General features: G+C 59.7%; 5 protein-coding genes. All 5 read right to left on the bottom strand.

Annotated features, from left to right (window positions below):
• On the bottom strand, positions 1-677 hold a 677-nt coding region (locus tag ASB66_RS24970), incomplete at its 3' end, for an endonuclease/exonuclease/phosphatase family protein (protein ID WP_234823950.1).
• Positions 678-721: 44 nt separating this feature from the next.
• Entirely contained in the window at positions 722-2,170 is a 1,449-nt protein-coding gene (locus ASB66_RS24965; RefSeq protein ID WP_060717624.1) for a phospholipase D-like domain-containing protein, read from the bottom strand.
• 150 nt (positions 2,171-2,320) lie between these two features.
• Positions 2,321-3,994 carry a DNA repair protein RecN gene (gene recN / locus ASB66_RS24960; RefSeq protein WP_060717625.1) on the bottom strand — a complete coding sequence of 558 codons (1,674 nt, stop codon included), beginning with the start codon at positions 3,992-3,994 and terminating at the stop codon, positions 2,321-2,323.
• A 46-nt stretch (positions 3,995-4,040) separates the two neighbouring features.
• On the bottom strand, positions 4,041-4,910 hold the full coding sequence (locus tag ASB66_RS24955) for an outer membrane protein assembly factor BamD (RefSeq protein ID WP_060717626.1): 870 nt from the start codon (positions 4,908-4,910) through the stop codon (positions 4,041-4,043).
• Positions 4,911-5,289: 379 nt separating this feature from the next.
• Complete coding sequence (lpxC, locus tag ASB66_RS24950; RefSeq protein WP_060717627.1) at positions 5,290-6,246, bottom strand: UDP-3-O-acyl-N-acetylglucosamine deacetylase; 957 nt, start codon at positions 6,244-6,246, stop codon at positions 5,290-5,292.
• Positions 6,247-6,415 lie beyond the last annotated feature (169 nt).

The raw sequence follows: 6,415 nt of genomic DNA, 5'->3' as shown, positions 1-6,415 counted from the left end.
GGGCCCGGGCCGGAAAGCTGGGCACCGGCGGTGGCAGCGGGCCAAACAGCGGCCCCACGCCGGGCAGCGCCCGCGCCCGCCCCCCCCCGCCACTCATTGAAAACCCCCATCAGCACGGTCGGACAATCAGCCCGCTCGCGCATCAGCTTCAGGATGAAATCCGCCTGCTGACGCCGCGCCCAGCGCAACAGGCCAAGATGGGCGGCGATGATCCTGAGTTCACGCCCGCCGCTCAATTCGATTTCCGCCACCACGGCGCCGCGCGGCTCCAGCCCCGGCAGCACGAAAGGATGGACATCGCGCACCACGCCTTCGCGAAACAGCAGCACATTGCCGCGCCAGCCATGGCTTTTCGTGAGGCCAGCAACCGGGACCCGCGTCAAACCGGTTTCGCCTTGCAAGCGGGAAAGGTCCAGAAGCCCGTTGCGCTCGCCGAAACGCTGGTCCGCCTCCTGAAGCGCGATCACGTCAGGACCGATTTCGCGGATCACATGCGCAATCCGCTCCGGGTCGAACCGGCCATCCACGCCGACGCATTTGTGCACATTGTAGGAGGCCACCAGAAGCCCGGGCGTATCCGCTTCCCGCCCACCCGCGTTGGACGTCAGGGGACGGCTGCGGCGATTGCGCAGCGAGGTCAGCATTTGCGCGCGCAGAGTATGGGTTTGCTTTTTCATTCTCACTCAAAACATAGGAGGCAGAAGGCCGATGTCCACCCGCATTACAAAGCCAGAGAGCCCAGCCACAGCACTCTTTGCATCAGTTTCAACAGGAAAGGACGCGCGTGCAAGCTTTCCAGCGTCACTTCCTCGGCCCCTTCCCGGCTTTCGTCCATGCGCCGCGCCACGAAGCGGGCAAAATCGTCGTCATAGACTTCCAGATCGATTTCGAAATTTAGCCGCAGCGAGCGGGCATCGAGATTGGACGAACCAACAAAGGCCCATTTATCGTCAATCACCAGCAGTTTCGAATGATCGAACGGTCCGGTGGAGCGAAAGATCCGGCAGCCATCGCGAATAATCTGCTCGAATTGCGCATTCATCGCATGACTGACCACAGCGAGATTGTTTTTCGAGGGAACGATAATTTCCACCGCCACCCCGCGCCGGGCGGCTGTCGCCAGCGCCGACAGGAAAATATTGTCCGGCAGGAAATAGGGTGACAGGATGCGGATGGAGCGCTCGGCGACGGAAAACGCCCCGGTCAGCACCCGGTGATTGCTCTCCAGATGCGCATCCGGGCCGGACACCACAGCGCGGGCGTAAGGTGTCTCGCCTGCTTCGCCAGCGGCCAGATGCAATTGCCAGGCTTCGCCGTTCAGGGCCTCATCGGTTTCGAAATGCCAATCGTCGGCAGCCACCGAAAACAGTTCGGCCACGACAGGTCCGGTGACGTGAAAATGGGTGTCGCGGGCCGCATTCGGCCCCGCAAAGGCCTCGCGGATATTTATGCCGCCGAAAAAGCCCACCGCACCATCCACCACCAGAATTTTGCGATGCGTACGCAGATTGGCATAGGGCAGCCTCAAGCCGACAATGACCTTGCCGTTGAAAGAAGCGACCGTGATGCCGCCATCGGCGAGATAGCCAACAATGCTCGGCACGCTGTAGCGCGCGCCGACCGCATCGATCAACACCCGCACCTCGACGCCCCGCTTGCGTGCCGCAATCAGGCAATCGGCAATCCGAAGGCCAACGCTGTCCCTGTCGAAAATATAGGTTTCTAACAGGATACTATGCTGCGCCGCGTCGATGGCCGCACACATCGCATCATAGGCCTCGTCGCCGCTGGCAAGCGGTGTCAGACGATTGCCGGATGTCAGTGGATGGCGGGTGACCCGCTCGCCCAGATGCCGCAACGCTTCCAAACGCCCACCGAATTTTGCCTTCACTTCGCCGTCCGGCACGGCGTAATGGGCTAGAACGCCTTCCATCTGGCTCCGCCGCAGCGCCCGGCGCGCCATATAGGAGGCGCGCCTTATCCGGTTAACGCCCGCGACCGCATAGATCAGCGTGCCGATAATCGGCGACAGAATGATGACCCCAACCCAGGACAGCGCCGAACGCACATCGCGCTTGGTCATCGCCGCATGCACAGCAGCCACCGTGCCCATCACAGTGGAAATCACGGCAAGAAGATGCGGCCAATAATGGGAGATAAGGTCAAGCATCACTTACCAGTATGAAGAGGATCAAGCCGCGTGGACGCGCAGCATTCGGCAAAACGAAGATTGGCGCAAACGTCTGGACCCAGGATTTGTTCCTCCCCTACACCTCGGCCTAACGACAGGATAACAAGATCCATTGGCAATCCGGCGGCGTCAATGGTCCCCGGCCAGAAGCTTCGCCGCCGCTGCTCTTGCCTCATCGGTCACCGAAGCGCCTGCCAGCATCCGGGCGATTTCCTCGCGGCGATGGTCGGGGCCGATCATTGCAACTTGGGTGGCGATCTTTTCCGCGTTGCCGCTGGCTGGTCCCTTGGAGATCAGCAGATGCGTGGCGGCGCGTGCGGCCACCTGTGGCGCGTGGGTCACTGACAGGACCTGGACGCGCTCCGACAGCCGTTTCAGCCGCTGGCCAATGGCATCGGCCACAGCCCCACCAACGCCAGTATCGATTTCGTCAAACACAAGTGTCGGGGCAGAGCCTCGGTCAGCCAGCGCCACTTTCAGCGCCAGCAGAAACCGAGATAGCTCACCACCGGAGGCCACTTTCATGATTGGGCCGGGGCGTGTGCCGGGGTTGGTCTGCACATGGAATTCGACCAGATCGATACCGTCGGCGGTGGCGTTGTCGGCGTCCGCTGTCACCTCGACCATGAAACGCGCACGCTCCAGTTTCAGGGCCGGCAGTTCGTCCATGACGGCTTCGGCCAGCGAAGAGGCTGCATTCTGGCGCTTCTGCGACAGGGATTGCGCACTGGCGAAATAAACAGTCTTGGTTTCGGCTACGGCCTTTTCCAACGTGCCGAGCTTTTCCTCACCGGCATCGAGATCAGCGAGATCGGTGATCATCTTTTCGGCAAGGGCCGGAAGATCGGCCACAGCGACCGAATATTTGCGGCCAGCGGCCCGCAGTGCAAACAGCCGTTCTTCGACCCGCTCCAGCTCGCGTGGATCGAACTCGGTGCGGCGCAGCGCCGATTCGACCTCCATCTGCGCGCTCGACAAGGTGTCCAGCGCCGTGCCCAGCAGGCTGACGGTATCCTCCAGCAGGCCGGGGGCTTCGCTGCTCTTGCGCTCCAAGCGGCGCATCAGCGAGGCGATCATCGGCACGGGCGAGGCATTGCCATTCAGGAATTCGCTGGCCTCGGCGATATCGCCGGCGATCCGCTCGGATTTCTGCATCCGGGAGCGGCGCTCGGCAAGATCCTCTTCCTCGCCATCCTGTGGGCTGAGGCCTTCCAACTCCTCGACCGAGGCGCGCAGATAGTCCGCCTCGCGGGCAGCAGCCTCGACCTTGGCCTTGTGGATTTTGAAGGCGCGCTCGGCCTCACGCCAGCGGCGATAGCTGTCTCCCAGCGCCTGCGCTTCTTCGGTCAGTCCGGCAAAAGCGTCCAGCAGTAGACGGTGGGCGGCGGTATCCACCAGCGCCCGATCATCATGCTGTCCATGGATTTCGACCAGATATTGCCCGGCCTGGCGCATCAGCTGCACGCTGATCGGCTGGTCGTTGACATAGGCGCGGGTGCGGCCATCGGCGGATTGCACCCGGCGGAAAATCAGGTCGCCATCGTCATCAATGCCGTTTTCGCGCAGCATGAGGCGGGCCGGATGGCTCATTGCGACATCGAATACCGCTGTCACCTGCCCCTTGTCCTCGCCATGGCGCACAAGGGAGCCATCGCCGCGCCCGCCAAGGGCCAGCGACAGACTGTCGAGTAGAATGGACTTCCCCGCCCCCGTTTCGCCGGTCAACACAGACAGACCGGCCGAAAAGCCAAGGTCGAGCCGCTCGATCAAGACGATGTCGCGGATCGAAAGCTGGACGAGCATGAGTGTTCACATCTCTCCGAAGGCGACGGATAAACCGTCTGGAAAATCAGGATGAGCCCAGAATCTTTTTACCAGCTCTGGAAATCCAGCTCTCCTGGGCTTCCCGCGGCTCAAGACCACCGGTTTTCAGCAGTTCGAAACTATCCTTGTACCATTTGCTATCAGGATAGTTGTGACCCAGCACGGCAGCTGCCGTCTGCGCTTCCTGCACAACGCCCATGGCATAATAGGCTTCCACGAGACGCGCCAGCGCTTCTTCGATCTGGTTGGTCGTCGGATATTGCTCGACCACATTGCGGAACCGCTGGATCGACGCCAGATATTCCTTGCGCTCCAGATAATAGCGGCCGATCTGCATTTCCTTGCCAGCCAGCTGGTCGCGAGCAAAGCGCATCTTTTCCTGGGCGTCGGACACATATTCGGAGGTCGGGTAGTTTTTGACCACCTTGTCCATCGCCTCAAGTGTCCTGGACGAGAATTTCTGGTCCTGGGTGACGTTGGGGATCTGGCGCCAGTTGGACAGGCCGATCAGATATTGAACATAGGCCGAATCCTTGGTCGACGGATAAAGCGTCATGTAGCGCGTGCCGGTCGAAATCGCCTCGGTATATTTGCCCTGCCGGTACTTGACGAAGGTGCTCATGACAAGCGCCTTCTGCGACCAGTCGGAGAACGGGTTCTGCTTGTCAACGGCGTCGAACTTGCGCGACGCTTCAGCAAGATTACCAGCCTTGATGTTGGCCAGACCCTGATTATAGAGGGTTTCCGGCGGATCCGTCTCGGCGCCGAGCTTGGTAATGTCGATATCCTTGTCGGTATTGCAAGCGCTGAGCAGCGGCGCAACGCCGGCGACAGACAGGCAAACGGCAAGCATCCGCGCTGATTTGTTGATCATGGAAGACTTCACTTCACTCATACGACAGATCCCGATTGCAGCGCTGCTTCTAAAAAGCCATCGCTTCCGCTTGGCGTTTTAGCCATAAAGATAACGATAGGGCAACGCAATGGTGATGTTTTAACGCATTTTTATGGCGTAACGCCACAATCTGCTGTTTTATTTTGGACAATATAGCATCGAGCAGAAAACCGGAATCAGCACGATGCGATAGCAGTTTGCTTTCCCATCGGATTTATCCGAAAATCGGCTCTTAACCTTCGCTCCGATGCTGTAACATCAGATGAAATGCCCGAAACCAACCACACGAAAACGGCGCCTTCCGGCGCCGCTTTAATTCAACTGATTCTATCGACAACGTCGCCAAGCACAGATCTCCGCGAAACGATGCAGCGAATCTTCATGCCGTCCAGGGCGCGAAACCCGGTGCATTGACTGCAACGAATTCCCGCACTCTTGCCTTGCCGCTACGTGCGCCGGGCGCTTCCACCACTTCATAGGCCGAAGCATCCGACAGCAGGGCCTTCAATGCCAGCGAGTTCATCTTGTGACCACCGCGATAGGAGCGGTAGCAGCCGATGAACTGCGCACCGGCCAGAGCCAGATCGCCTACAGCATCCAGCGTCTTATGACGGGCAAATTCGTCGGGATAGCGAAGACCCTCGATATTGACGACCTTGTCATCATCGGAAATCACCACGGAATTTTCGAGCGACGACCCAAGCGCCAGACCTGCGGCCCACAAGCGTTCAACATCGCGCATGAAACCGAAGGTCCGGGCGCGCGACAATTCCTGCTTGAAGCTCTGGGGTGTCAGGTCGCCCTGCCAGGACTGGCGGCCGATCAGCGGGCAATCGAAATCGATTTCCACTTCAAAGCGCGTCCCTTCATAGGGGCGAAATTCCGCCCAGGACGCGCCATTGTCGACCCGAACCGGCTTCATCACCCTGATGTAGCGGCGCTTGACACCGAGGCTGACAATACCGACCTGCTCAATGGCGTCGATATAGACGGCGGAGCTGCCGTCCATGACCGGAGTTTCCGGTCCATCGACCTCAACCACCAGATTGTCGAGACCAAGCGAATAAATGGCGGCCATCACATGTTCAACGGTGGCCACCCAATGGGTTGGCGAAGAGCCCAGAACGGTGCTGAGATCGGTATTGCCGACCTGGGAGGCGACAGCCTTCAGCTCGGTAACGGAACCATTGGCATGCTGGCGGTGGAACACGATGCCAGTTCCGGCTTCGGCAGGCAGAAAGCTCATGGTAACAGGCTGACCGGAATGCACGCCGATACCCTTCAGGGTGACCGGTTGAGCGATAGTCGTCTGGAAGCTCAACAAACCGATTGCCATTAACATTCACCTTTCAAGTCTTCAAATCCGATCCGAGGCCTTGAAGGCTGGACCGGCTACTCATCTGCCAGTCCATACCCTTGCGTAACCGCCGGGCCTCGTCGCTTCTGAAGCGCCAACCAACCACTCATCGGTCTGCCTGACACTCTTCGTTATCAGGGATATACGT

It is taken from the genome of Gillisella vitis, from assembly GCF_001541345.2.
GTDB classification, from domain to species: domain Bacteria; phylum Pseudomonadota; class Alphaproteobacteria; order Rhizobiales; family Rhizobiaceae; genus Allorhizobium; species Allorhizobium vitis.
The sequence above is the reverse complement of the archived record's forward strand: the minus strand, read 5'-3'. Positions and strand labels throughout refer to the sequence as shown.